General features: G+C 71.2%; 13 protein-coding genes. 6 read left to right on the top strand and 7 right to left on the bottom strand.

Annotation, left to right across the window (positions count from 1 at the left end):
* The 5 genes from Acy02nite_RS05065 to Acy02nite_RS05045 form a co-directional block, all read right to left on the bottom strand.
* Window positions 1–12,849, bottom strand: a complete 12,849-nt coding sequence (locus Acy02nite_RS05065; RefSeq protein WP_203738608.1) for a WXG100-like domain-containing protein — start codon at window positions 12,847–12,849, stop codon at window positions 1–3.
* A 45-nt stretch (window positions 12,850–12,894) separates the two neighbouring features.
* Window positions 12,895–13,269 carry a hypothetical protein gene (locus Acy02nite_RS05060; protein WP_203738607.1) on the bottom strand — a complete coding sequence of 125 codons (375 nt, stop codon included), beginning with the start codon at window positions 13,267–13,269 and terminating at the stop codon, window positions 12,895–12,897.
* Window positions 13,262–13,669, bottom strand: a complete 408-nt coding sequence (locus Acy02nite_RS05055) for a YbaB/EbfC family nucleoid-associated protein (RefSeq protein WP_203738606.1) — start codon at window positions 13,667–13,669, stop codon at window positions 13,262–13,264. The genes Acy02nite_RS05060 and Acy02nite_RS05055 overlap by 8 nt, the downstream gene beginning before the upstream one ends.
* Before the next feature lie 84 nt (window positions 13,670–13,753).
* Window positions 13,754–14,038 carry a WXG100 family type VII secretion target gene (locus tag Acy02nite_RS05050; protein ID WP_203738605.1) on the bottom strand — a complete coding sequence of 95 codons (285 nt, stop codon included), beginning with the start codon at window positions 14,036–14,038 and terminating at the stop codon, window positions 13,754–13,756.
* 28 nt (window positions 14,039–14,066) lie between these two features.
* Window positions 14,067–14,408: a WXG100 family type VII secretion target gene (locus Acy02nite_RS05045; protein WP_203738604.1), complete on the bottom strand. Its 342-nt coding sequence runs from the start codon at window positions 14,406–14,408 to the stop codon at window positions 14,067–14,069.
* Between the two features lie 281 nt (window positions 14,409–14,689).
* Between Acy02nite_RS05045 and Acy02nite_RS05040 the strand changes: the two genes are divergently transcribed.
* From Acy02nite_RS05040 to Acy02nite_RS05025, 4 genes are read left to right on the top strand one after another with little or no spacing between them, the layout of a single operon-like run.
* Window positions 14,690–15,808 carry a WXG100 family type VII secretion target gene (locus Acy02nite_RS05040; RefSeq protein ID WP_203738603.1) on the top strand — a complete coding sequence of 373 codons (1,119 nt, stop codon included), beginning with the start codon at window positions 14,690–14,692 and terminating at the stop codon, window positions 15,806–15,808.
* Between the two features lie 2 nt (window positions 15,809–15,810).
* On the top strand, window positions 15,811–17,709 hold the full coding sequence (locus Acy02nite_RS05035) for a hypothetical protein (RefSeq protein WP_203738602.1): 1,899 nt from the start codon (window positions 15,811–15,813) through the stop codon (window positions 17,707–17,709).
* Window position 17,710: 1 nt separating this feature from the next.
* On the top strand, window positions 17,711–18,277 hold the full coding sequence (locus tag Acy02nite_RS05030; protein WP_203738601.1) for a hypothetical protein: 567 nt from the start codon (window positions 17,711–17,713) through the stop codon (window positions 18,275–18,277).
* A gap of 5 nt (window positions 18,278–18,282) precedes the next feature.
* A complete protein-coding gene (locus tag Acy02nite_RS05025; RefSeq protein ID WP_203738600.1) occupies window positions 18,283–18,804 on the top strand; it encodes a hypothetical protein in 522 nt (173 codons plus the stop codon).
* On the opposite strand, the gene Acy02nite_RS05020 is transcribed toward Acy02nite_RS05025, so the two are convergent.
* Window positions 18,793–19,191 (bottom strand): RDD family protein, encoded by a 399-nt coding sequence (locus tag Acy02nite_RS05020; RefSeq protein WP_203738599.1) that lies wholly within the window; start codon window positions 19,189–19,191, stop codon window positions 18,793–18,795. The two genes, Acy02nite_RS05025 and Acy02nite_RS05020, sit on opposite strands and share 12 nt — an antisense overlap.
* A 192-nt stretch (window positions 19,192–19,383) precedes the next feature.
* Between Acy02nite_RS05020 and glnA the strand changes: the two genes are divergently transcribed.
* Together glnA and Acy02nite_RS05010 are read left to right on the top strand one after the other, a co-directional pair.
* Window positions 19,384–20,808: a type I glutamate--ammonia ligase gene (gene glnA / locus Acy02nite_RS05015; RefSeq protein ID WP_203738598.1), complete on the top strand. Its 1,425-nt coding sequence runs from the start codon at window positions 19,384–19,386 to the stop codon at window positions 20,806–20,808.
* Between the two features lie 241 nt (window positions 20,809–21,049).
* Entirely contained in the window at window positions 21,050–24,172 is a 3,123-nt protein-coding gene (locus Acy02nite_RS05010) for an ATP-binding protein (RefSeq protein WP_203738597.1), read from the top strand.
* On the opposite strand, the gene Acy02nite_RS05005 is transcribed toward Acy02nite_RS05010, so the two are convergent.
* A complete protein-coding gene (locus Acy02nite_RS05005; protein ID WP_239174242.1) occupies window positions 24,119–24,871 on the bottom strand; it encodes an ABC transporter permease in 753 nt (250 codons plus the stop codon). The two genes, Acy02nite_RS05010 and Acy02nite_RS05005, sit on opposite strands and share 54 nt — an antisense overlap.
* Window position 24,872 lies beyond the last annotated feature (1 nt).

Raw genomic sequence — 24,872 nt, 5'->3', positions numbered from 1 at the left:
TCAGACCTCTTCCTTCCCGTAGGTGGCGACGACGAATGAGCCATCAACGTCACGATATGCCCGCACCAACGCCACATACTTACTGTCCGGAATCGGCCTGGTGTAGGTGATTGCCGCCCGGCCACCGGGGAGTGGCTCAACGGTGACCTCACCGAGGAGCATCGTCTTCACGAGGCTACGGCTGTAGACATCGATCGGGTGTCCGTCGAATTGATCTTCGGGCGGGATGTCGTTCAGATGTTTGTGCGCGTGGTAAGCCTCCGCCTCGGGCATCTCCCACGGTGGGTAGCCGATCTCAGAGATTCGCGCGTCGACCAACTCCGGATGGACGGCTCCCGGAAGCTCGGTCATGTGCAAGTGGCTCTTGGCGTATCGGACATCGGCGTCCAGCTCGGCGCTCAGCCGGGAAAGACCCTCAGCGGAGGACAACGTCTCAGCCGCGAGCTTCTGCGAGGTCTTCTTAGGCAGCCCCGTCGCCGGCGCCCCATTTCCCTCTTGAGGATTCCCACCCGCGGCCGGCCTCTGGTAAGCCTTGGCCGTGTCCTTCAGCTTCTGAACGGCGAACTCGACATCGTTAGCGAAACGGCGAGCGTTGCCGTCAGCGCTGCCGATGGCCCAGTCGATGATCCGCGTCCGCTGTTCCGCGGCCACACCTCCCGGCCAGTTGTTCAACGCGGTGACGATTTTCCCCTTGGTCGGACCATCGAGGCCGGAGAACATCGGGTAATTCTGCAGAGCGTCCTTCGCAAGGGCGCCCTCGAATGCCTGCTCCCCCTTTTCCTGTCGAGCGTCTCGCTTCTTCTGTTGCTCGGCAGCGTCGGCAGCCGCGCGGGTTTTCACGTCAGCGATGGTCTCGGCGCGGGACTCCAGCTGGTCGAGGGCGGCAGCCTCCCGGGCCATCTGGTCGGCCAGGCGGGTCTGCCCCTGCGGTGCCCTATCGTCGAACACGGACCGGAGGTCGGCGGCGACCGCCGCCCGCTCGGTCATCAGCCGCAACTCGTAGGTGTGCGAGAGTCCCCCGGCCTCGACCTTGACGATGAGCGAGATCGCCCGCTCGGCCGGTGCGCGAAGACCGGGCCGCGGCTCGGCGTACGTGTTGTCGACACGCAGGATGCGGCCGCCGTCACCGGCGCCGAACCGTTCCTGAACATGGTCGTAGACGGTGCGCAGCGTCGCCATGTCCGGCGCGGTGACGTGTATCCGGACCGCGTCGTGAACATCGCCGACCCGCGCGTCGGGGCGCTTCGGCTCCGCCCAACTGCCCTCGGCGATCCGCTTGACCTCGGCGTGCAGGGAGGCGGCATCGCGTGTATCGAACGACAACCGCACGCGCTCGCCGGTCCGCCGGACCACTTCACCGGCGATGTCCCGTGCCTCTTGCCGGGCCACCGGAAGGACGTCGCGTCCCAACCGGGCGGCATAGCCGTCCACCGCAGCACGCTGCGCTGCGTCGGGTCGGACACCGACGTCGCGGGCCGGGTCCTCACCCCGTACCGCGTCGGCGAACTCACGCGTCCGGAGCTCCCCGTCGCGGCCGTGGTTGACCTCGGGGTCCAACCGCCGGAACAGCTCGCCCTCGCCCGGGTTGATCTGGTTGAACTTCTCCAGCCAGCCCTTGCTGGGGCCGAGCGCTTCGCCGGCCGCGAGCTCGGCCAGCACCGCGCCGGTCCGATCGACCGCCTCGGGAGTGTTCAGCAACCGGCCGAGATCGGTGCCGGCGGGATCATCGGCGAGGCGGCCGATGCTGTCGGCGAGGTCGTCGCCGAGACGGGACCGCAGGCGATCGGCGATCTCCGGGCCGGAGAGGCGAGTCGGGGCGTCGCCGCGGGCATGTTGCGGGCCGGTGTCGGTGATCGGTTTGACGCCGGTCCACTCCTGGCCGTGCAGAGTCTCCTTGCCCAGCCAGATGTCGTGTCCGTCGCGGGCGCCGGCCGTCGCGATGTCGTCCGGGGTCGGGTAGTCGGCAGTGCCGAAGCCGGCTTCGGCCCGGTTCAGGATGTTCTGGCCGGCGTCGCGCTCGTGGCGCATGTTGGCGACGACCTCCTGGGGGGTCTCGCCGCCGAAGCGGGCCCCGAGCTCGCCGAGATCGGCCGTGCCGTCGTGGAGCCGGTCGAGCGCCTGATCGATGCCTTCGACCCGGACGCGCAGCTCGCTGAGGATCGGTTCGACGTGGTCGGAGCCGCTGTCCGGGTGCCAGTCGTAGCCGGCGCGAGCCTGGACGTACGCGTCCCGGCCGACCGCATGGACCTCGATCTGGCTGACTCCGGACTCGTGGTACCAGTCCTCCATGTGCCGGTTGAACTCGGGCGCGAAGCCGGGCGCCTCGGTGTGCAGGTCCAGGGCTGTGTGGCGGACGATCAGGCGGCCGTCCTCCTCGCGGATGAACTGACGTTCCACGCTGCCGGCCGGGTTGCCCTCGGCGTCGTGGATTCGCAGCCGGACGACCACCTCGCCGCGGTGCGCGCTGATCGCGGTGCCCGACTCGTCCAGCCGGACCCGCAGGCCGCCGAAGTCGCGTCCCTCGAGGTTGCGGGCGAACTCGTCGTGGATGGCGCCCGACCAGCGACCGGCCTCGGTGTCGGTCTCGGGGATGAGCTCGTCGAACGACGGGCGGCGACCCTCCTGCTCCCAGCGGCGCTCGGTCCAGTGCGCGTCCCGGCCCGGATCGCCGGGCTCCGGCGCGACCCCGGAGTCATGGCCACCGTCCACCGGAGGCACGTCCGACCCCGAGGCCGAGTCATGGCCACTGCCGGCCGGCGGGACGTCCGGCCCCGGGTTCTGGTGCGCGCCGTCGGAGGACGGAGCTTCGCCGGAGCCGGCCGGGGCGTGCGGCGGCTCGTCCGCGGGCGGGCGCGGAGGTTCGGGTCGCGGGGCGGGCGGGTCCTCCGGCCGTACCGTGATCGGATTCTGGGCCTCGGCGACCACCCGGGCCGGCGCGGCGGCCTCGTCCACAGCGGACCTGGCGGCCTCCGGACCGTGCAGCGTCCGGCCGATCGGGGCCTCCGGCAGGGGCTCGCCCCGCAGGATCTGCAGGACACCGCGGGCCGCGCTGCCGACCTCGAAGCGCCGGTGCAGGTGGTCGCGGAGCGCCGCGGCCCGGTCGTGCTGCTGGTCGAGGCCGTCGAGGACCGTGCGCAGGTGGCCCAGCCAGGCGTCCCGGCGCGCTCCGTCGACCCCGGTCAGAATCTCCTTGACCTGCTCGCGGTTGATCGTGTCGGCGTCACCGACCTTGGCGTGCACCGCGTCGAGCAGCGCCTGAACGGTGTTGTGATCGCGGACCGTGGCGAGCCCGCCCAGCTCGTGCGGCACGTAGTGAGGATCGCCGAAGAACATGCCGGCGCCGGTGCCCTCGCCCGCGACGACCGGGATCCCGGCCCGGGCCGCCTCGCTGGCGACCAGGCCGAAACCGTCCTGGATGGACGGCATCATCACCAGGTCGGCGTGGTGCAGGTCGTTGAGCAGCTCGGCCTTGCCCTCGGGGGTGCCGGACTTGACGAACGGCCGCACCTCGACCGGGTGCCCGGCGATCTTGGACAGCCGGTCCGTCATGCCCGCCAGCTCGGCCTCCTTGGCGCCGCGCACCACGAGGCGTACGTCGTGACCCTCCGCCCGCAAGTCGTGGACCACCCCGGCGGCGAACTCGACACCCTTGATCGGGTCGCCGGCCCGGCCCTGCACGTAGACGGTGTACCCGTCCCGGGGGCCGCGCACCGGCGGATCGCCCGGCATGCGCGGCATGTCGGAGATGATGGTGTGCGCCGGCGGGTGGCCGGGCTGCCCGGAGCCGGCCAGTCGCGCCGCCTCCGCGCCGAGCAGCGGGCCGATGCCGGTGACCAGGTCGGCGCCCTCCATCAGGGCACGCTCGGTGTCGGCGTGAGCGCGGCCCTCGGCCGGGTTGCCGCGGACCGCGTCCAGCACCTCGGGTGAGGTGTGCAGCACGTGCACGTACGCGGCGTCGGGATAGATGTGCTGCTGCAGGATCCGGGCCGCGCCGCCGCCGAACCGCGAGTTGCCGACGAGCACGTCGACGTGCGGCGGCAGGTTCTCCAGCAGCATCGACATGGCGCGGGTGTCCGGCCCGCCCTTGTGGTCGGTGACGCCCCAGACCTCGGTCACACCCCGGACGTGGATGCCCTCGGCCGTCTCCGCCCGGGTCAGGGCGAAGTCGCCCTCGTCGACCCGGGTGACCCGGCCGTACACGTCGGCGCCGGCCGCGGCAAAGCTCTCGCTCAGCTCGCGGTTCGCGGTGATCACGCCACCGGCGGTCGAGTTGTACTCGGTGCAGACCGTCATCACCGTGGTGACGCCCTCGGCCGGTGGTACGCCGTCGTTGTTACGCAGCACCACCTCGCGCGGATCCAGGGTGCGGTTCCAGGTGGCGTCGTCGACCCGGGCCACCCGGTCACCCAGCCCGCTGATCGCGTCGTGCACCGCGTGGGCCGCGGTCTCCGCGTTGTACTGCCCGATCAGGTCGAGGCGCAGGCTCGCGGCGCGGTCGCGGGCGGCGGGCAGATCATCGATCGTACGGCGCAGATGGTCGGCGAAGCCGCCGCGGTCGGTGACCGATCCTGATCCGTCGGTCGCCCGCAGCGGATCGGACAGCAGACGCCCGGCGCCGCTCTCCGCGTGCACCACCACCGGCACGCCGTGCCCGGCCGCGGACGTCACCGCCGGGTCGAGCGCCTCGGTGCCGCGCGGATCGAGGAGCACGTCGGCGCCGTGCCACAACTCGCGCCGACCAGCCGGATCGTCCGGCAGGCGCACGATATCCACCTCGGCCCCGGCGATGTCGGACAGCGCCAGCCGGTGCCAGGTGGCAGCGGTGTCATCGGCGTCGCGCATGGCGATCCGCAGCCGGGCGTCGACACCCTGGTTCCGCAGCTCGCGGACGGCCTCGGCAGCCTCGGCGTGCGCACCGAAGTCGTCGTTGGCGACCAGCACCCGGTAGCCGCCCGAGCCCGGGTCGCGGACCGGCGGGGGCGGGCCACCGTCGATCGGCGGGATCACCTCGTGCACCGGCGGGACCGGCTGCCGGCCGTGCGACTCCAGCGCGGTCCGCAGTCCGTGCGCGACCTCCGGGCCCATCGCGATCACCACGTCGGCCTTCGCGATCACGTCCAGGTGCGCCCGGTCGACCGGCATCGTGTCGAGGATCTGCACCACCCGGGCGTCCGGGAAGGCGTCCCGTCGAGCTTCCGCGACACCGGCCGTCTGTCCGTAACCGATCAGCACGTCGGTGTCCGCGGGCAGGTGATCGGGACGCAGCAGAGGGCTGATCCGGCCGGTGATGCCGGGGATCGGGTCGGCCGGGATGCCCCGCACGCCCGGGCTCAGCTCACCGCCCTCGATCCCGGGGATCCGCAGCCCGACGTGGTCGCCGGAAGCGCCGAGCGCGGCCGCCAGCTGCCGCAGTGTGCCGTGCTGCATCGGGCCGCCCGCGGTGTCGTCGAAGGCCAGCAGGTGCAGCGGCGTGGTGTCCCGTGGCCGCGCCGTTCCCGGGCGGGCATCACCGATCAGCTCCCGCCGCGCGGCCGAGCCCGGATCGTCGCCGGCCAGTCCGAGATGCCGGTCGAGGGCGTCGAGCTCACTTCGCGCGTACGCCGCGTGCTCCGGATCCCGCGCCAGCTCCGACAGGTAGTCACGTTCGGCGAGACGGCCCAGGTCGTGCGGGCTGAGCTCGCGCCCGGGAACGTGCTCGCCGGGGCGCAACGTGTCGGGCCCGCTCAGGTCGAGGCCGTCGCGGGCGCGCTGCTCGATCGCGCCGAGCTCGGACACCTCGTGGGAGATCGCGCGGGGCACGGCGAGGTCGCTCGCCCGGTCCGACACCTCGATCCGGTAGCCGCCGTCGGACGGTGGCAGGTGCCCGTCCGGCAGATCCCGGCCCGCGGCGTCGACCGGCACCGAGCGGGCCACCGCACCGTCCGGCAGGCTGTCGGCCGGCACCACGTCGACGGTGTAGCGGGCGTCGATCGGCATCCGCGCCTCGAGCGCGGGCTCGGCCAGGGCACGGACGGTCTCCGGGTCGGCGACGTCCCGGGCATGGCCGTGGAAGTCACCGTCCACTGCGGACGCCGTGATCGGCCCGCGGAGCACCTTCGATCCATGCCAGTCGCCGCCGTTGAGCAGCGCGTCCTTGCCCACCCAGTGCGCATCCGGGCCACGCTGACCGTTGAAACCGACATAGCGGACCTCTTGCGCGCTCGGGTAGTCCCGCGCCGGCAGGATTCCCGCCTTGACCCCGGCCGCGCGGTTGACCAGGGCCGAGGCCTCCTGGCGCTGATCCGCCATCTGCTGAGCGAGCTGGTCGCGGGAGTTTCCGCCGAACTTCTCGTAGAGCGGCTGGAGCGCGTCCTCGCCGAGGCTGTTCAGTCTCGACAGGTGGCGGTCGATCTCGGCCATCTGGCCGCGGAGGGCCGTCATCACCTCGCCGCCGCCGTGTACAGCCCAGGAGTAGCCGTCGCGCGCCCAGGCGTAGGCGCCCTTTCGCACGGCGTGCAGTTCGATCGTGATGTGGGGCGCGTCGGACTGCCGGTACCAGTCCTCCATGAAGCGGTTGAGGTCGCTGGCGACACCGTGCCCCTGAGCGTGCTTGTCCAGGAACAGGGCGTCGTTCGTGACCTTCAGGCCGCCGTCGGCGGCACGCTCGAACACCCAGGATCCGTGCCCCGCGATGCTGCCGTCGTGCGACTTCACCATGAACTTGACCGTCACCCGGTTCGGCTCGGTCCACACCGCGCCGCGGTCGAGGTCGAAGTTGCGGTGCCGGGAGTCCATCAGCTCGATCCGCATGTCGCCGCGGCCGAACAGCTTGCCGTCGAACTTCGCGGTGAACGCGTCGCCGATCGCGGAGTTCCAAGCCGCCGCGTGCTCGGCGTTGTGCGGAATCATCTCGGTGACGTTCGGCGTCTCCCCCGGTAGCCAGGGAGCGTGGTGCTCCCGTGCCGGAGGCACCTCCGGATCGCGCGCCGCGTCCCACTCCTCGCGGGCGTCCCGAGCCTCCTGCTCGAATCGCTCCCGCAGGGTGTCGGCGTGCTCCCGGGCCTCGCGCTCCCGCTGCTGGTGCTCCGCCCACTCCCGGTCCCGGGCCTCCTGTTCCCGCTGCCACTGCTCGCGCTCGTGAACGGTCGGCTCGTGCGCCGTCCGGGCCGGCTCGTGGCTCCCGGGGTTCAGCACGCTGAGAGCGTCTTCGCTGGCGGCCTGGACATCGCGCTCCCAGGGATCCGCCTCGGTTTCCTCGCGCGACGGCCGGAAGGTCTCCCCCAGGCGCTCGTCCAGCGCTCGCCGCTCGACGTCGCGGTAACCCTCGTACGGCCGATGCCCCGGCGCCGCCTCGTTCCGCGACTCGTGCGCGTCTCCCGGCCGATCGTGTGCGACATCGTCCTGCGGGTTCAGCGCTTCGTCGAACCTGTTGCGCGGCGCATCGTCCCGCGGCGTCGCCGCGTCCTCGAACCGATTCTGCGGTACGTCCGGGCGTGCGGATTCCGTCTCGGGACGCACGGCCGGCTCGTCGCCGAACGGGCCGAAAGCCTCCCGGAACCGCGCCTCCATCGCGCGCTGCTGCTCGTCGGTGAACGGCTCGTCCGGCCGCGCCGGCTGCTCGGAACGCGGGGGCTCCTCGTGCCGGATCGGCTCGTCGGGACGCCGAGGCTCGCCGTACGGTGGCGGCCCGTCCGGCTCTCGATGATCCCGGATCGGTTCGGCCGGACGCGCCTCCGGTTCGACGTGGACCGGCGGCTTCGGCTCCCCGCGCAGCGGGGCCTCCGGGTGGAACTCCGGCGCCCTCGACCCGTGCCAGCCCGCGCCCAGCATCGCCCGTTTGCCGACCCAGGTCGCCCCGCGCCCGGTCTGATCGGTGCGCCCGACCTGGCTGATCTCCTGGGGCGTCGGAAAACCTTCGCTTCGGTACGGCCTGGTCCGCGCCCGGTCGATCAGCGAGTTCGCCTCGTCCAGCTGATGCCGCATGCCCTCGATCGCCGAGGCCGCATCCGAGTATCCGTGCTTCGCGACGAGGTAGTCGACGGTCTCCGGCTGATCGTGGACGGTCGCGTTGATCAGCGAGCTGAGGTCCCGGTCGAGCAGCCGGACCTCTTTGCCGAGCCGGCCGATCACCTCCCGGGCCTGGTAGTCGGACGTGAGGTGCCAGTCGTAACCGGCACGCGCCCAGGCGTAGCCGCCCACTGACTTGCCGGCCTGGACGAGGATCCGGTCCACACCGGACTCGACGTACCAGCCTTCCATGTGACCGTTGAACGCCCTGCTGAACCCGTTGTTCTGGTAATCCGCGTGAAGGTCGAAGTTCAGGTGCTGAACCTCGAAGGTCCCGTCCAGGCTGAACCGGCGGGTGATGTCACCGACCTTCTCGCCACTGGCCGGATCGATGACCGACAGGTCGACCTCGAGCCCGCGGCTGCCCGCGCTGACCTTGTCGACGCGCAGGTCCAGTCCGGCGAAGTCGCGCCCGGCGAACTCCCGGACGAACTCCCGCTGCACGGCCTCGTTGAACTGCGGACTCGCCTCGGCTTCGGGGGAGAAGAAGTGCCGCAACGACGTCCGGGGCTCCCCCGGCTGCCGCGGCGCATCCGGATCACGCGGCGGTCCACCGTCGTGCGGGGCGCGGGGCTCGTCATGCCCGGCGGAGTCGTGATCCCGGGCCGCGGCTTCCTCGGCCCGAGCCCGGTCCTCCGCCTCAGCGCGCTCCCGAGCCTCCCGTTCCCGCGCCTCCTGCCGTTCCCGCGCTTCTTGCCGCTCCCGCGCCTCCTGACGCTCCCGAGCCTCCTGACGCTCGCGCGCTTCACGCTCACGAGCCTCTTCCCGTTCACGTGCTTCCCGCTCCCGGGCTTCCTGCTGCTCACGGGCTTCGTGTTCGCGCCGTGTCTCGTCCCGCGCGGCGTCCTCGCGTCCGCCGCGTTCCGGCGTGGGCCGCTGCGGATCCCGCTCCGGACGGCCCGGCTCGTGGCCGCCGCCCCGCGGCGCGCGCGGCTCGCCGACCGGCTGTTGAACCTGCTCCAGCGCCTGGTCGGCGAGGTGGTCCACGGTCCGGACGATCTCCGCCGGCGACTTCGGCCGCAACCCGCCGGACCCGGTGTGCTCGGCCAGATGGTGGGCGGCCCAGTCGCCGTACTGCTCAGGCCCGGTCCTGGCCCGCAACTGCGAGGCGACCCGATCCTGGTTCAGTCCCTCGGCCGGCGGATGCCCGGTCCGCGTGGACGGATGCCTGTCGACCACGTCGGCCGGGTGCTCCGGAACGCCCTCGCCCCGCAGGATCTCCCGAACCCGCAACACCTCGGGCGCCACCGGCTCGTCGTACCGCGCCAGACCATGATCATCGGCCGGAACGGAGTCGTGGGCCGGGCCGGAGTCATGGGCCGGGCTGGAGTCGTAAGGCAGACCGGAGTCGTGAGCGCCCCCGGGCGGGATCCTCCGATCCGACTCGCCCTGCTCGCCACCGTTCTCCCCGCTCTTGGCCAGCGGACCCTCGGCCGCCGTCCCGTCGCGTCCGGCCGTATGCCCCGGCAGGTCATGGGCCTGCGCCGTGGGCGTCTCGCCGCGCAGCCCGGCCGCGATCGCGTCGACCTGGTCGCGCAGCGCGGGGATGTCCGGGAAATGTGCGCCGGCGAACTCCGCCTTGTTGCTGTGCGGCTTGCGCTCGACTTGGAACCGGTACTCCGAGGCGTACTCGCTCAGGCCCTTGATGTGCTCCTCGAGGATCGGCCGGTCCACGCCGTTCTCCGCGAGCCGGACGACCTCTTGCAGCCGCACGTGGTACTCGACGATGGGCATCCGCGGGCCGATGATCATCGGCTTGCCGCCCACCTGGACGTACCTGCCCGGCGCGATTTCCTTCTCGGCGTTGGTGCCCCAGGTCGGCCCGTCCGGGAAGCGGCCGCGGTCCTCCATCTGCCGGACGTGCCCGACCTCGTGCTCGAAGTCGAGGAAGCGCATGTTCTCGATGACCCGCATACGCTTGTCGATCCGGACGAACTGTTTGCCCTTGGCGTCGTAGACGTGCCGGTACTCGGTCTCCGGGTGCGGGCCGTCCGTCTCGTAGACCTCGAAGCCGGCGTCCTCCAGCTCGCGCATGAGCCGCGGGAACTCGGGGTGCTCGCGGAACCGGACGGTGCCCTGCCGGATCGAGTCCGGGGACGGGTCGACGCCGGTCTCGTGTCCGTTCGAGGCCATCCGGTCGTCGCCGGGGTGTTCCGGGGTCGGGTCGTGCGGCGGCCCGTCCGGTGGCGTGCCGTCGTCGTGGGCCCGGTCGCCGCCGTCGAGTTCCCGCCCGGATCGCGGCTCCTCTGTGGAACGCGCCGGATGATCGCCGCCGGCACGCCCGTCCCGGACCGCGGGCGACTCCTCGCGCGGCCGCGCCCCGTCCACCCCGTGCCGGGCCGCCGTCTCGCCCAATCGGCCGAACGGCGCCGCCTCCACCTCTCGCCGATCCGACCCGGCCCGATCCTGAGGCTGCCGATCCGACGCGGCATGCTCGGATCCGGGACGGTCGGTCGCCGGCCGATCGGACACCAGCCGGTCGGTCGCCGGCCGATCGGACAACGGCCGATCAGAGGTCAGATGGTCTGATCCGGGCCGCTCGGTGACCATCCGGTCCCCGCCGGGGCGATGCGACGATCCGTCGGTCAGCGCACGGTCACCGGAGACTCCCCGATCCGCGAGATGACGATCACGACCGTTTTCCCGTACGCCGTCATGCCCGGCATCGGTCCGATCCCCGGCCCCGCCGCGATCTCCGGTGAGGTCGTCCCGCGCGCCGCCGGCCGCTCCCCGATCGCCGGCTCCGTCGTGCGCCCCCGCACCCGAACGATCCCCTGATGAGCCACGTTCGCCGGCAGTCCCGTGATCACCGGCGCCGACACGATCCACAGTGGCCGCACCGTCCGGTCCGTCGCCACCGCCGTCGCGGGAGACGGGCGGGGCTTCGTCCGTACGGGAAAGGGAATCGTCCCCACGAGCGGACCTGTCGCCCGCGCCGTCCACCGCGTGCCGGTCGCTGGTCGCGTGATCCGGCGCAGCCGGTGTGTGATCGCCGGGAGGCGGCCCGTCGCCACCGTCGACCGCGACCCGGTGCTGGGCCGGCGTGCCGGACCGGTTCCCGCCGGTCTCCGGCTGCCGGGCACCGTTGTCGGATCGGTCCGGGATGTCGGTGCGGGGCGTCGGCGTGTCGGTACGTGGGCCGGCGGCGGTGGTCGTGCCGGACGACGCGGCCGCCGGGGTCAGCTGCTCCGGCCGGCCGCCGAACGCGGCCGAGTCGTTGAAGTTCGCGCTCTCGCGGAAGATGCCGCCCTTGCGGTCGCTGTTGAAGGAGAACTGGCCGTCGCTGGTGAGCGTGAGGTTCTCGTTGTGCCGCGAGCGCGCCGACTCGACGGTGAACGTGCCCTCCTTGGCGCCCGGCAGGACGTGCACGGTCTCGCCGATCTTCAGGCCGCCGAGGTTCATGTGGCCGCGCGCGCCCTCGAGGTGGGTCTGCCCGCTGAAGATGATGCCCGCCTTGGCACCTTCGGCCGCGCCGTGTTCGACGTTGTGCCAGTTGATGCCGTCCTGGCCGTGGGCGACCTGGTAGATCTCGGTGCCGAAGGCCATGCTGCCGCCGGCCAGCGCGCCGCCGACCGCGTGGCCGACCGGGCCGCCGAACATGCCGGCGCCGAAGACCGCGCCTTGCAGGGCGCTGTTGCCGATGTGGGCCAGGTCGAAGTCGCCGCGGTTGCCGGACATGGCCTGCAGGGTCTGCCCGAGCATGTCGGTGCCGCCCATGAACATGCCGCCGAAGGCGACGCGGGTGCCGACGTACTTGCCGAACTCGGCGCTGAGGCCTTTCTTGGCCGCGGCCTGGGTGGCCATCTGCCGGATCTCTTTCGCCGACAGGTTCCCGACGCTCTTGAGCGCGCTCTTCTCGAGTGCCTCGGCCGCGCCTTTCCGGCCCCAGTTCTTGAGGAGCTGCCCGCGGATCTCCTTGGACAGCTCCTTCTGCAGCAGGCGCCGGGTCCGCCTGTTCAGGGTATTCCTGAGCTCTTTACGGGCGAGACCGCGCAGCTCCCTGGCCGCCAGCTTCTCGGCGACGCCCCGGGAGATCCCCCGGGCGATCAACTGACGCGGCGTCAGGTTCCGCAGCCCTTTCCAGGCGGCTTTGGCCAGCACTTTGGGGGCGAGCTTCTTGGCCGCCGGGGCGAGCAGCTTGGGGAAGGCCTTGCGCCCGGCCCCGATCACCTTGGGCAGGGCTTTCGGCAGTTCGTGGGCCAGCGCTCCGGGCAGCCGCCTGAAGAGCTGGCCCATCGACTTCAGCATGATCTTGAGCGAGATCGCGGCGATCTTCGACATGGCCGTCGACGCGGCTTTGAGCAGAGCCGTGCGGCAGGCCGCGTAGAGCGGCGGCACGCCGGCGAGCGCACCACCGAACGTCCCGAACGCCGCGATGATCAGCTGGACGAGCCCGACCGCCAGCATGATCAGGTTGACCGCGGCGATGAACTTCATCAGTTCGACTTCGAGGCCGTACTTCTGCACGCCGTTCTGCATCTGGCCGGCGCCCTCGGTGACCTGGCGCAGGCCTGACACATACTCGAACCACTGCTGGGAGAACTGGGTGGCGGCCTCGTCGCCGGACCAGTTCTCCAGGATGCCGTTCGCCGACCGGGCGATGTCCTCGTACGCGTCGTTCAGCGTCTGGGCCAGCTCGCCCCACTGGTCGGCGAGGTCGTAGATGTGGTTGGCGCTGCCCTTGGGGATCGGGCCGAGAATGATCTCGCCGACCTTGCTCCGGGCTCCCGGAATGTGCTCCTCGATGGAGGAGAACCAGTCGAGGATGGTGGTCAGGACCTCGTGGTCGTCACCCTCGGACACAGCACACTCCCGAGCCGGCCGGCCCGCCACTCGTCGTCACTGCATCTACCCGGCTTGACCCGCTTTGGCGATGTCTGTGCCGCCCTGCTGGTCGGTGGCGTCGTAGGACGCCATCGCGGTGGCGACGTAGTCGCCGATGGTCTTCAACTGCGTGCCGCAGAACACCGCGGCCGCCCGCAGCGCCAGGTTCGCGGTGGAGCCGGCGCCGGTGACGTCGGTGGTGGCGCCGTGGTACTGCGGCTCGAACTGGTTGCTGAACTCGTCGTCGGCGGGGAAGACGTCGCCGCGTTTCTCCCGGGCCGCGATGTCGGTGTCGTGCCGCTTGGCCGCCTGCTCGAGCGCCTCGCCCTTGTCCCGCAGGGAACGGGCGATGTTGATGATCTCGGCCGGTGAGGTCCGGATCTCGACGAACTCACCCACGGTCGTCCTCCAGCCGCTTGCGCACGTCGGCGTCGTGGCTGCCGACGAAGTCCCGGGTGGCCGATGACCCCAGCGCCCGCAGGTCACTGGGCAGCGCCTCGTCCATCACCTCGGTGCTCTGCCGACCGGCGTCCTCGATCGCGGTGCGCACGGTCTGCACGATGCTCGCCGACAGCGCCTTCGAGTTCGGCTGGCGCAGCACGCGTGGATCGATCTCCAGCTCCAGCAGGTGACCGCGCGGACCGACCACGGCCTTGATCATGCGATCCGGCGACCAGGCGGTGCCGGTCACGGCGAGCATGCGTTTCTGGATGTCGGGCAGCTGGGCGGTCGCCTTGTTGAGGTCGGCGATCATGCCGCGCAAAGCGCTCCAGTCGGGACGTCCCGGCACATCCGCCATCGGCGCTCACCCCTCTCTCTCGCGAAGACCCGGTCTGACATGATCGCGCACCGGCCGCCGGTGGTCACCGGCGGCCGGTGCGAATCACATCCCGGCCGCGATCTGCTGGTCGATCTGCTGCATCCGCTCGGCCGAGGCGCCGAGCTTGACGCCGACCGACTGGAGAGCGGCCTTGATCTCGTTGGCGCCCTGGTTCCACTTCTGCCGGGCCTGGTCGCAGGCCTCGCCCGCGGAACCGGTCCAGTCCTGCGCGAACAGCCGCGTGAACTCCCCGTAGAGGTCGTTCAGCTGCTGGTCCATCTGGCCCTCGTAGGTGCCGATGGCCTGCGCGACGTCGTTGATCTGCCCGAAGTTGTAGGTGATGCTCATGATCCGGTCTCCGATCTCCGCTACGCGCTCAGCCGCGCAGGATGCTGATGACAGAGCTGTCGCCCGTGGAGGCGGCCGCGGAACGGATCTCCTGAGCGGCGTCCTCGTCGTGCTGGCCGTACTGCTTGGAGGCGTTGCTCATCTTGCCGGCCAGCTCGTCGAGCGCGTTGATGATCTTCGTCAGACCGTCGTTGAGCTGAACGGAGACGTCCTGCAGCGCGTTGTTCGCGGTGCCCTGGAAGCCGGCGCCACCGAGGGACTGAATCCGGTCGAGCAAGTGGGCCATGCCCCGCGCGATGCTCTGGCCGGTGTCCTCGCACCGCTGCGCCATCGCGTTCAGCTGCTCCTGAGTGGCATGGACCTGACCCATACCCGGAGTTCCTGACAAGGTGGTTCACCCCGATTCTGATAGTCGGCGCACGCTGGGAGCGACCCCGAAACACCCGTGATGTCCCGAAGGTAACCAGGATCGGCTTCCCCGGCCACCCCGCTCGGCACGCTGTCGGTTCTATGCCATCACGTACACCGGCGACCCGCGAACGGTTCGAACCCGTGCCGAGACGGCGGCGTACTCTATACCGTCACCCGCTCAGCGCTCGGGCGCGATACCGTCCGAGGGCGAGCTGCACGGCCCGATCCGGGGGAGGCGCGATGAGCGGCAACGACCCGTACGTGAACCCATATTCCGGCGAGACGAACCTCCATCCGGACGTCACCGCGAAGAACACTGGCGACGTCAAGTGGCTCGACGGCGGGCCGCCGCTGAAGGTCGATCTCGAGGGCCTGCGGGCGTACGCGAAGCACATGGTCGACCAGGAGAACGACATCTCCACGCGCTCCATGCACCTGTCCCACCTGCAGTCCATGCCGGGCAAGGCGTGGAGCGGGGACACGCTGGGCGAGGCCGCCGCCGCGCAGGCACGGGTCACGGGCAACGCCGCGGAGTTCTTCGCCTACCTCGGCACGCTCGGCCAGATGCTGCACAACGTGGGCATGGCGGCACAGACCGTCGCCGACTCGTACGAGGCGAACGACGCCATGTCCGCGGCCTCGCTGAACAGCGTGCTCTTCGCGTTCGGCGAGGACGTCCCCCGGCCGGCCGGGCTGCCCAAGGGCATCGGCCAGACGTACTTCGAGCAGTTGGCGAAGGAGAAGGAGAAGCCGCTGCAGGACCCGGGCAGCGCGCTGTGGGAAGACGGCGAGACAAAGCAGGTGGGGCCGTATCAGACGGTGCAGACGTCGACCGGGCCGCACGGCGAGCGCCGTGAAGTGATCACCACCACCGTCAACGGCGGCGGCAAGACCGTCACCACCGTCGTCTACGACAAGAACAACAAGATCACGTCGCAGTCCTCGGTGCACACCACGGTCACCTTCGACGATCGGACCCACACGCAGGTCACGACCACACAGTCGTACGACGCCAAGGGCAAGCCGACCGGCAGCACCAAGGAGACCACGGCTTACCAGACGATCTGCTCGCCGGATGGCGGCACCGTGAACAGGGACGTAAGTCACCAGCTGGTAGAGACCCGTGACGCCAAGGGCAATGTGACCAACACGCGCACCACCAGCGTGGACCAGGACGGGGTCACCACGGAGAAGGCCGAGAAGGTGACCACGACCAAGGACGCCAAGTCCGGTGAGACGCGCATCACCACCACCGAGACCGACAAGGTCGTGGTCGGCAAGCAGACCCAGGGCCAGCTCGGCGTCACCACCGACATCGCGTCGGAGTACGACCCGCTCACCAAAGAGATGACGGGCTGATCATGTCCGGTTACTTCGACGCCACGGCCAACCCGAACTACGGCTGGAGCCCGTACGCCCAGTACCCGTCGTACACGAATCCGGACTTCCCGACCACGCAGTTCACGGACCCCGCCGGCGAGAGCAACTCGCTGACCTTCGAGGACGTCCAGCGCAAGGTCTACAACATGCACCCGGAGGACATGGACGCGCTGGCCGACCAGTGGGACAACGCGGTCACCTTCCTGGAGAACATCAAGTACTTCGTCCTGGCCCGCAGCACGGAGCTGCAGGAACAGTGGAAGTCGCCGAAGGCCGCCGCGGAGTTCCTCAAGCGCGGGCCGGGTGAGACGCTCGCCTATCTCGATCTGTGGATCGAGGCCGCCCAGATCAACCGGAACACCCTCCGGCACGCGGCGCACATCTCGCAGAACGCGCGCGACGAGATGGACAAGCTGACCGCGGATTACCGCCGGGACCTGGACACGGCCAGCCAGATCGGCTTCTGGGAGGGTGTCGGCGCCTTCTTCACCCACGGCGACTGGCTTCCCCCGACCCCCGGTCAGGCCGTCAAGGAAGAAGCCCACGAGGACATCGAGGTAGTCAAGAACGACTACCGGACCAAGGCCCAGGAACTCGCTTTCAAGTACGGCAATCAGTACTACGACATGCTGACCTACTTCTCCCAGGGCGCCGGTCCGCCGATCAAGCCGATGAACGCGGTGGTGAACGAACCCGGCATGCCGCCGCTGGGGGCTCCGCCCAGCCTGGGCGGGGCGCCCCCGCCGCCCGCGGCACCCCCGGCGCTCCCGCCCGCGGCTCCGCCGGCCGCCCCACCGGCGAACCCGCCGCTCCCGACCCAGCCGACGTTCAACAACCCCGCGCCGGGGCTGACCGAGCCGCCGGGCAACACCCCCGCGCCGGTGCCGGGCGCCGGGAACCAGCCGGGCCTGCCGCCCGGCTTGCCGCCGGGACTTCCGCCCGGGCTTCCGGCCGTCGTTCCGGGTCAGCTGCCGCTGGCTCCGGGCCTCCTCAAGCCCGGGGTCCAGCCGCCGGCCCTGCCACCCGGCGCCGGCCGGAAGACACCCGGGCTACCGCCCGGCACCACCTCGCCGAATCCCGGCCAGCTCGGGCGCAACGCGTTCAGCCGTGGCCCCGGGCAGCCGCCCGGCCTCGGCCAGCCACCGGGTCGCACGCTGCGCCGCGGCGGCGGCACCCCGGGCAGTACGCCCAATCTGCCCGGCCGCGGCGACCGGCGGCGCAACGATGAGTCGAGCACCCGGCCCCACCTGCCCGGTGACGGCGAGGAGACGTTCGGCCGTCCGCCGGGCAGCACGATGCCTCCGGTGCTCAAGAACCCGGCCGGGAACCGCGACAGGCGGCGGCCCGGCAGCACCGAGGAACTGCGCCCGGGCGCCACGGCGGGCAGCGGCGACGCGTTCCGTCCGGAGGGCGCCGCCCCGCCGGTGCTGAACCGGCCGAGCACACCCGCCACCCCGCCGCCGGGCCGGCGCCGGGACGAGACCGAGCGTGACCGACAGCGGCGTACCACCGCGTGGGCCGACTACTTCGGCACCGAGGAAGCCCGGGCCGAGGCCGGCACCGGCACGCTGTCGGCGCCGGGCGTCCCGCCCACCGGCTCCCGGGTCTCCGGGCTCGAGGAGATCCCCCGCGGACTGCGCAGCCACGCCGCGAACCGGGCGCACGAGGCCGCCCGGCCGGACGCCGACGCGCCCGAGCTCACCAAGCGCCGGACCGTCAGCGACCCGGCGCTCGCGCAGCACCGGGTGGACGACGAGTCCACCATCGTCACCGACGAGCAGGCGTTCGAGGTGCAGACCCCAGGCGGCGGCGTGGTGACCAGCAAGCGCGACGAGCCGGTCTACGAGCCGGAGATCCGCCGCGTGCTCGGCGGCCAGTGAGATGGTGAAGTTCGGGACACCGGCGAACTACTACGTCCGCGTACGGTTCGCCGGCTGGGAGGACGAGCCGGAGAGGTCCGCGCTGTATCGCGGGGTCTACACGGTCACCCTCAACATGCTCCCGGAGTTCACCTTCGTCGACGACCTCAGCCGACTCGGGCCCCCGTGGCTGGAGTCGTCGCTCCCGCCCGAGGAGGACGGCGACCTCACCGACCCGGAGATGGTCCGCCTGGCGTTGTTGCTGCACTCGTGGTACACCGTGACCCCGAACGTGGCGCTGGCCGGCCGGACCGAACGTTTCATCAGGCCCTGGGCGTGGGAGGATCAGCAGCAGGCGGTGGTGTTCTACGTCAGCCCGGCCGAGTTCGCGGTGCTTCTCGACGACCTGGCGGCGCTCGCCGACACCGAGGCGGGCAATGTCCACTCCGTGGTCCGGCGCGACAAGGTGCTGGATCACCCGGTCATCCGCTTCATCGAGGACCGGGTGCTCACCTCGCCGTTGCTCGACCCTCGTGACCTGCGGAGCGCCGGGCGCACCGAGGCTTCGAAACACCCGGAGGACCTGTAGTCGTGGTGAAGATCGGCAGTCCGTCCAACTACACGGTCCAGGTGTATCCGGACGAGTGGGAGTACGACTCGCCCCGCGACCGGACGCTGCACGAGAACATCTTCTCGGTGGCACTCAACCTGCACGGGCTCGTCAAGGTCGTGCCGGCGGTGCCGGCCGAGCCGCCGCCGCTGGCCGCCGAGCGCCCACCCCGGGAACACGAGTTCACCACCGCCGACGAGGTCCGCTGGTGCGAGTTGCTGCACTCGCCCTACTCGGTCACACCCGACGACGCCCGCGCCGGGACGATTCGTGAGGTCGGTGTGCCCGACGAGCCGGCCACCGTCTTCTACGTGACCGGGGAACAGTTCGCCACGTTCACCGGCGAGCTGTGGGAACTGGCCGAGATCGCGTCGGGCTCGAATCCACGGGTACGCCGCAACGACGTACTGGACAGGTCGGTCTTTCAATTCGTCGAGGAGCACATCCTGTCCTCCGGCCGTTTCCGTCCCGGGGATGCGACAAGTCTGGGCCGGTCAGCGCGCTGACGGGGAGCGGACCACGATCGAGCCGGCGGCGCGGTCGTGCAGCCCACGTCCCTCACCGTCGGCGATCAGCGCCGGAATCAGCAGCGCCAGCAGCACCGCCCGGTACAGCCCGCGCAGCACCCCGATCGCGCCCCCGTCGGCATAGGAGACGCACCGCAGCCGGGTCAGTCGCATGCCGGGCGTCTGCGCGAACACTCCGATGAAGACCGTGTTGACCACGATCAGCAGGACGACCGGCGGCCACGAAGCACGGTACGGGCTGGCGTAGAGACTGGCCACCAGCAGGCAGAGAATCCAGTCGATGAGCAGCGCAATCAGCCGTTGCCCGCCACCGGCGGGTTCCGGGCGTGCCGGGGCCTGCGGTACGTCGTTCGCGGAAGCTGCCACGACGGCCGAGCCTACGCGATAGGGTCCGGAGGTCGGCCGCTGCGCTCATGACGTGCCTGATCATCCGGTTACGTAACACGACGGAAACAATAGGGATACGCCAGGGCAACTCCGGGCCCCTAACGTCGCGACAAGCCTTGCCAGGTGGCGGCCCATGCCGCCCGGTATCGGAAAACTGTGCCAGGAGGACGTGTGTTCGCCAATCCCGAGGAACTCCTGCGATACCTCAAAGACGAGGACGTCAAGTTCGTCGACGTACGGTTCTGTGACCTGCCCGGTGTGATGCAGCACTTCAACATCCCGGTCGAGTCGTTCGACGACAGCGTGGCAACCGACGGTCTCGCCTTCGACGGATCCTCGATCCGCGGGTTCCAGGCCATCCACGAGTCCGACATGATGCTCCTGCCGGACGTCGCGACCGCCTTCGTCGACCCGTTCCGGATCCAGAAGACCCTCGCGCTGAACTTCTTCATCCACGACCCGTTCACCCGCGAGGCGTACTCGCGCGACCCGCGGAACGTGGCGAAGAAGGCCGAGGCGTACCTCGCCGCCAGTGGCATCGCCGACACCGCCTACTTCGGCGCCGAGGCCGAGTTCTACATCTTCGACTCGATCCGCCACGAGACCTCCGCCAACCAGGCGTTCTACTACATCGACTCGATCGAGGGCGCCTGGAACTCCGGCCGTGAGGAGGAGGGCGGCAACCGCGGTTACAAGACCGCGTACAAGGGCGGCTACTTCCCGGTCTCCCCGGTCGACCACTACGCCGACCTGCGCGACGCCATGGTGCGCCGCCTGGTCGACACCGGCTTCACCGTCGAGCGCTCGCACCACGAGGTCGGCACCGCCGGCCAGGGCGAGATCAACTACAAGTTCTCGACGCTGCTGCACGCCGGCGACCAGATGCAGCTGTTCAAGTACATCATCAAGAACACCGCCTGGGAGCACGGCAAGACGGCGACGTTCATGCCGAAGCCGCTCTTCGGTGACAACGGCTCCGGCATGCACACCCACCAGAGCCTCTGGCTCGGCGGCGAGCCGCTGTTCTACGACGAGACCGGGTACGCCGGGCTGTCCGACACCGCGCGCTGGTACATCGGCGGCCTGCTGCACCACGCGCCGTCGCTGCTCGCGTTCACCAACCCGACCGTCAACTCGTACCGGCGCCTGGTGCCCGGTTACGAGGCGCCGGTCAACCTGGTCTACTCGCAGCGCAACCGCTCCGCCTGCACCCGCATCCCGGTGACCGGCAGCAACCCGAAGGCCAAGCGCGTCGAGTTCCGCGTGCCGGACCCGTCGTCGAACCCGTACCTGGCGTTCTCGGCCCAGATGATGGCCGGCCTCGACGGCATCAAGAACAAGATCGAGCCCCCGGCCCCGATCGACAAGGACCTGTACGACCTGCCGCCGGAGGAGTGGGGCAGCGTCAAGCAGGTGCCGGGCTCGCTGGACGCCGTGCTCACCTCCCTGGAGAACGACCACGAGTTCCTCACGGCCGGCGGCGTCTTCACCGACGACCTGATCTCCACCTGGATCGACTACAAGCGGACCAACGAGATCGACCCGGTCCGCCTGCGCCCGACCCCGCACGAGTTCGAGATGTACTACAACGTCTGATCCGCATCGGCGGTGACGTCCAGAACGGCGGTCGCGCCCGGCTCTCAGCCGGTGCCGGCCGCCGTTCTGCCGCTTCCGGGAACGGCTCCGCCGAAGATCGACCCCAAGGACCTTTTCCCGTACGGCGTGAGCCGCGCCCCGGTCGATGCGGCTCCCGCTCCCGCGCGCGTCGCATGGCGACCACGAGCACCAGCTGAGACCGGGACAACCGCACCTTGCGCGGGCGGGCAGAATCGACCGCGTGGAGATTGCGGTGCTGGGGCCGGTGGAGGTGCGTTCCGGGTCCGGCCGGGTCGTGCCGATCGCCGGCGCCCGCCTGCGTACCCTCCTGGTCCTGCTCGCCCTGGAGGCGGGCCGCAACGTCTCGGCGGACCGGCTGATCGACGGGGTCTGGGGTGAGTCCCCGCCGGCCGCGGCGGCGAACGCGTTGCAGGCGCTGGTGTCGCGGCTGCGCCGGGCCGCCCCGGAGTTGCGCGTCGAGGCGACCCCGACGGGCTATCGGCTGCTGACCAGCCCGGACGACGTCGACGTCAACCGCTTCCTCCGGCTGGCCACGAGCGACCCCGGGGCCGCGTTGCGGCTCTGGCGCGGCGACCCGGAGCTGCCCGAGGCCGACCTGATCCGCCTCGGCAGGACTCGCCTGCAGGCGCAGAAGGCGTGGCTCACGACCGAGATGGCCCACCGGGATGTGACGCCGGAGCTGGAGGCGCTGGTCGAGGCGCATCCGCTCGACGAGCCGCTCGCGGCGCTCCTGATCAGGGCGTTGCGCAGGATCGGCAGCCCGGGCCGCGCCCTGGAGGTCTTCGAGCGGACCCGCCGCCGGCTGGCCGGCCGCCTCGGCGCCGACCCCTCCCCCGAGCTGGCCCGGCTGCACCTCGACCTGCTGCGGGAGCAGCCGGGCACGCCGCGGGGCAACCTGCCGGCCGAGCTCAGCAGCTTCGTCGGCCGGGCCGCCGACCTCCACGCGGTCCGTGCCCTGATCGGGGCACATCGCCTGGTCACGCTCACCGGCCCGGGCGGCAGCGGGAAGACCAGGCTGTCGGTCGAGGTCGCTGCCCGGCTGCCGGGTGCGCTGTGGCGGGCAGAGCTTGCTCCCGTACGGGATCCGGCCGAGCTCCCCCAGGCGATCCTGACCGCTCTTGATCTGCGCGAGCAGGTGCTCCTGGGCACCGGGCGGGAAACCCTGGCGCGTCTGCGTGACGCGGTGGCGACCCGCGAGATGGTGCTGGTGCTGGACAACTGCGAGCACCTGATCGAGGCCGCCGCCGAGGTCGCGGATGTGCTGCTGCGGGCGGCGCCGGGGCTGCGCCTGCTCGCGACGAGCCGGGAGCCGCTGGGCCTGCCGGGTGAGGCGTTGTTCCCGGTCGAGCCGCTGGCGCTGCCGCCGCCGGGGGTGGACGCGGCCACCGCGGGCGGTTTCCCGGCGGTGCGGCTGCTGCTGGACCGGGCGGCCGGGTTCACGCTCACCGACGCGAACGTCACGCCGGTGGTGCGGATCTGCCGCGCGCTGGACGGGATGCCGCTGGCGATCGAGCTGGCCGCGGCCCGTTTGCGTACGCTCCCGGCCGGGATTCTCGCTGATCGTCTCGCCGACCGTTTCCGCCTGCTCACCGGGGGCAGCCGGGCCGCGCTGCCCCGCCATCAGACGCTGCGCGCGGTGGTCGACTGGAGCTGGGATCTGCTGTCCGGTGAGGAGCGGCGGCTGTGGCGGCGGCTGGCCGCGTTCCCCGGCGGCGCCGACGTGACCGCTGTCGAGCGGGTCTGCGAGGCCGATCTGGGCCTGCTCGGCGCGCTGGTCGACAAGTCGTTGCTGGTCCTCGGCCCGGACGGGCGCTACCGGATGCTGGAGACGATCCGGGAGTACGGTTTGGAGCGTCTCGCCGAGGCGGGCGAGGCCGAGTCGTTGCGCCGGTCGATCGCCGCCCACCTGCTGGCCCTGGCCCGGGAGGCGGAGCCGCACCTGCGCCGCGCCGAGCAGCTGGACTGGATGGCCCGGCTGCGGGAGGAACACGACAACCTGCACGCCTCGCTGCGGGCCGCGCTCGCCGCCGGTGACCGGCTCACCGCGGTCGCGCTGGTCGCGAACCTGGGCTGGTACTGGTGGCTGTGCGGGCACCGGTCGGAGGGCGCGGCGTTGTGCGCCGAGGCGCTCGCCCTGGACGGGCCGGTGGACCGGCAGGAGCTGGCGCTGGCCTACACCCTCGCTGCGCTCAACGGCGTCGAGGGGCCGATGGACTTCACCGAGGTGAGGGACTCCTTCAACCGGGCACTGGAGATCGCGGAGCCGCACCGGGACGGGCACCCGGGCCTGCGGATGCTGAGCCTGGTGTCGGCGCTCTACCAGACCCGTAAGGCCGACGCGGAGCGGGCCGCCGCCGCGATCGCCGAGGATCCGGATCCCTGGCTGCGCGCGATCGCCAAGATGATCATCGGGCAGGTCCGGCTGAACTTCGGGGAGCCGGCCGAGGTGGCCGAGGTGGACCTGCGCGTGGCGCTGGACGGGTTCCGGGCGGTCGGCGACCGCTGGGGCATCGGGTTCACCCTGAGCGCGCTGGCCGACCTGACCGCGGCCCGCGGCGACTTCGCCCAGGCCGTGGGCTGGCAGCGGGAGGCGATCGCGCTGCTCGACGAAGTCGGCATCCGGGAGGAGGTGCCGCAGATGAAGGCGAAGCTGGCCGTGCAGCTCTGGCTCGGCGGCGAGCGGGAACAGGCGCACCTGGCGCTCGAGGATGCCCGGCGGTACGCCCTCGAGCAGGGTATTCCGGAGATCATGGCGTCGGTGCACCACGCGCACGCGACGATCGCCCGGGCGGAGGGCCGGCTGGACGAGGCCCGGGCGCACGTGGAGCGGACCGCCGAGCTGATCGCGGATTCGACGCTGGCGCCGCAGTTCCGGGCGATGACGCACAGCACGCGGGGGCTGATCGAGGCGGCCGCCGGGAACGCAGACGCCTCGCGCGCGCATCACGAGGCGGCGCTGCGGACCGCTGTGGACACGCGGGACTCCCCGGTGATCGCGCAGGTGCTGGCCGGCTGGGCGGATCTCGCGCTGCGCCGGGGCGACCCGGAGCACGCGGCGTTCCTGCTGGGCGCCGCGGACTCGGTGCGAGGGTCGGCCGACCGTACCGTCACCGAGGGTGTGATCGTCGAAGGCGAGGCCCGCGCCGCTCTGGGCGACGCGGGCTTCGACGTCGCGTTCGGCCGCGGCGACGGGGTCACCATGGAAACGGCGCTCGCAGCGGCGGGGTTGGATGACGCGGCCGGCTCAGAACCGGCAGGGTTGGACGCGCCCAACTCCGAGCCGGCCGGCTCAGACCCGGCGGCGGAAGGCGCGGACCGAGAGCGGGGCGAAGACCGCGGTTAGCGCCACGGCCCAGATCAACGAGTGGATCACCGGGCCGGCCACCGGGCCGCCGGTGAGCAGGCCGCGGGTCGCGTCGGCGAGCACGCTGGTCGGGTTGGCCTCGGCGAACGCCCGCAACCAGCCCGGCATGGTGGACGGGCGCACGAACGCACTGCTCGCGAACGTCAGCGGGAAGATCAGCACGAAGCCGAAGATCTGCACCTTGTCCGGCTCGTCGACCAGCATCGCGACCAGCACCGAGATCCACGAGGCGGCCACCGCGAACGTGAGCAGCAGCGCGAACGCGCCCAGGGCCTCCAGCGGGCCGGTGCCGATCCGGAAGCCGAGCAGCGCGCCGACGGCCAGCAGCAGGAGCAGCGCCCAGGCCTGTTTGATCACGTCGGCCACGATCCGGCCGGCCAGCGGCGAGAAGCGGGCGATCGGCAGTGATCGCAATCGGTCGAAGACGCCCTTGTTGATGTCGGTGTTCAGGCCGACGCCGGTGTTCATGGTCGCGAAGAGCAGGTTCTGCACAATGATCCCGGGCAGCGCGAACGCCAGGTACTCCTTCGGCGAGCCGGCCAGCTGACCGCCGAAGACGTACGTGAAGAGCAGCAGGAACATCACCGGCTGGATACTGAAGTCCATCAGCTCGAACGGGTTGTGCTTGATCTGCACCAGCGTCCGCCAGGCCAGCGTGCCGGTGTTCCGAAACGCCATC

This window comes from Actinoplanes cyaneus (assembly GCF_016862095.1).
GTDB lineage: Bacteria > Actinomycetota > Actinomycetes > Mycobacteriales > Micromonosporaceae > Actinoplanes > Actinoplanes cyaneus.
The sequence above is the reverse complement of the archived record's forward strand: the minus strand, read 5'-3'. Positions and strand labels throughout refer to the sequence as shown.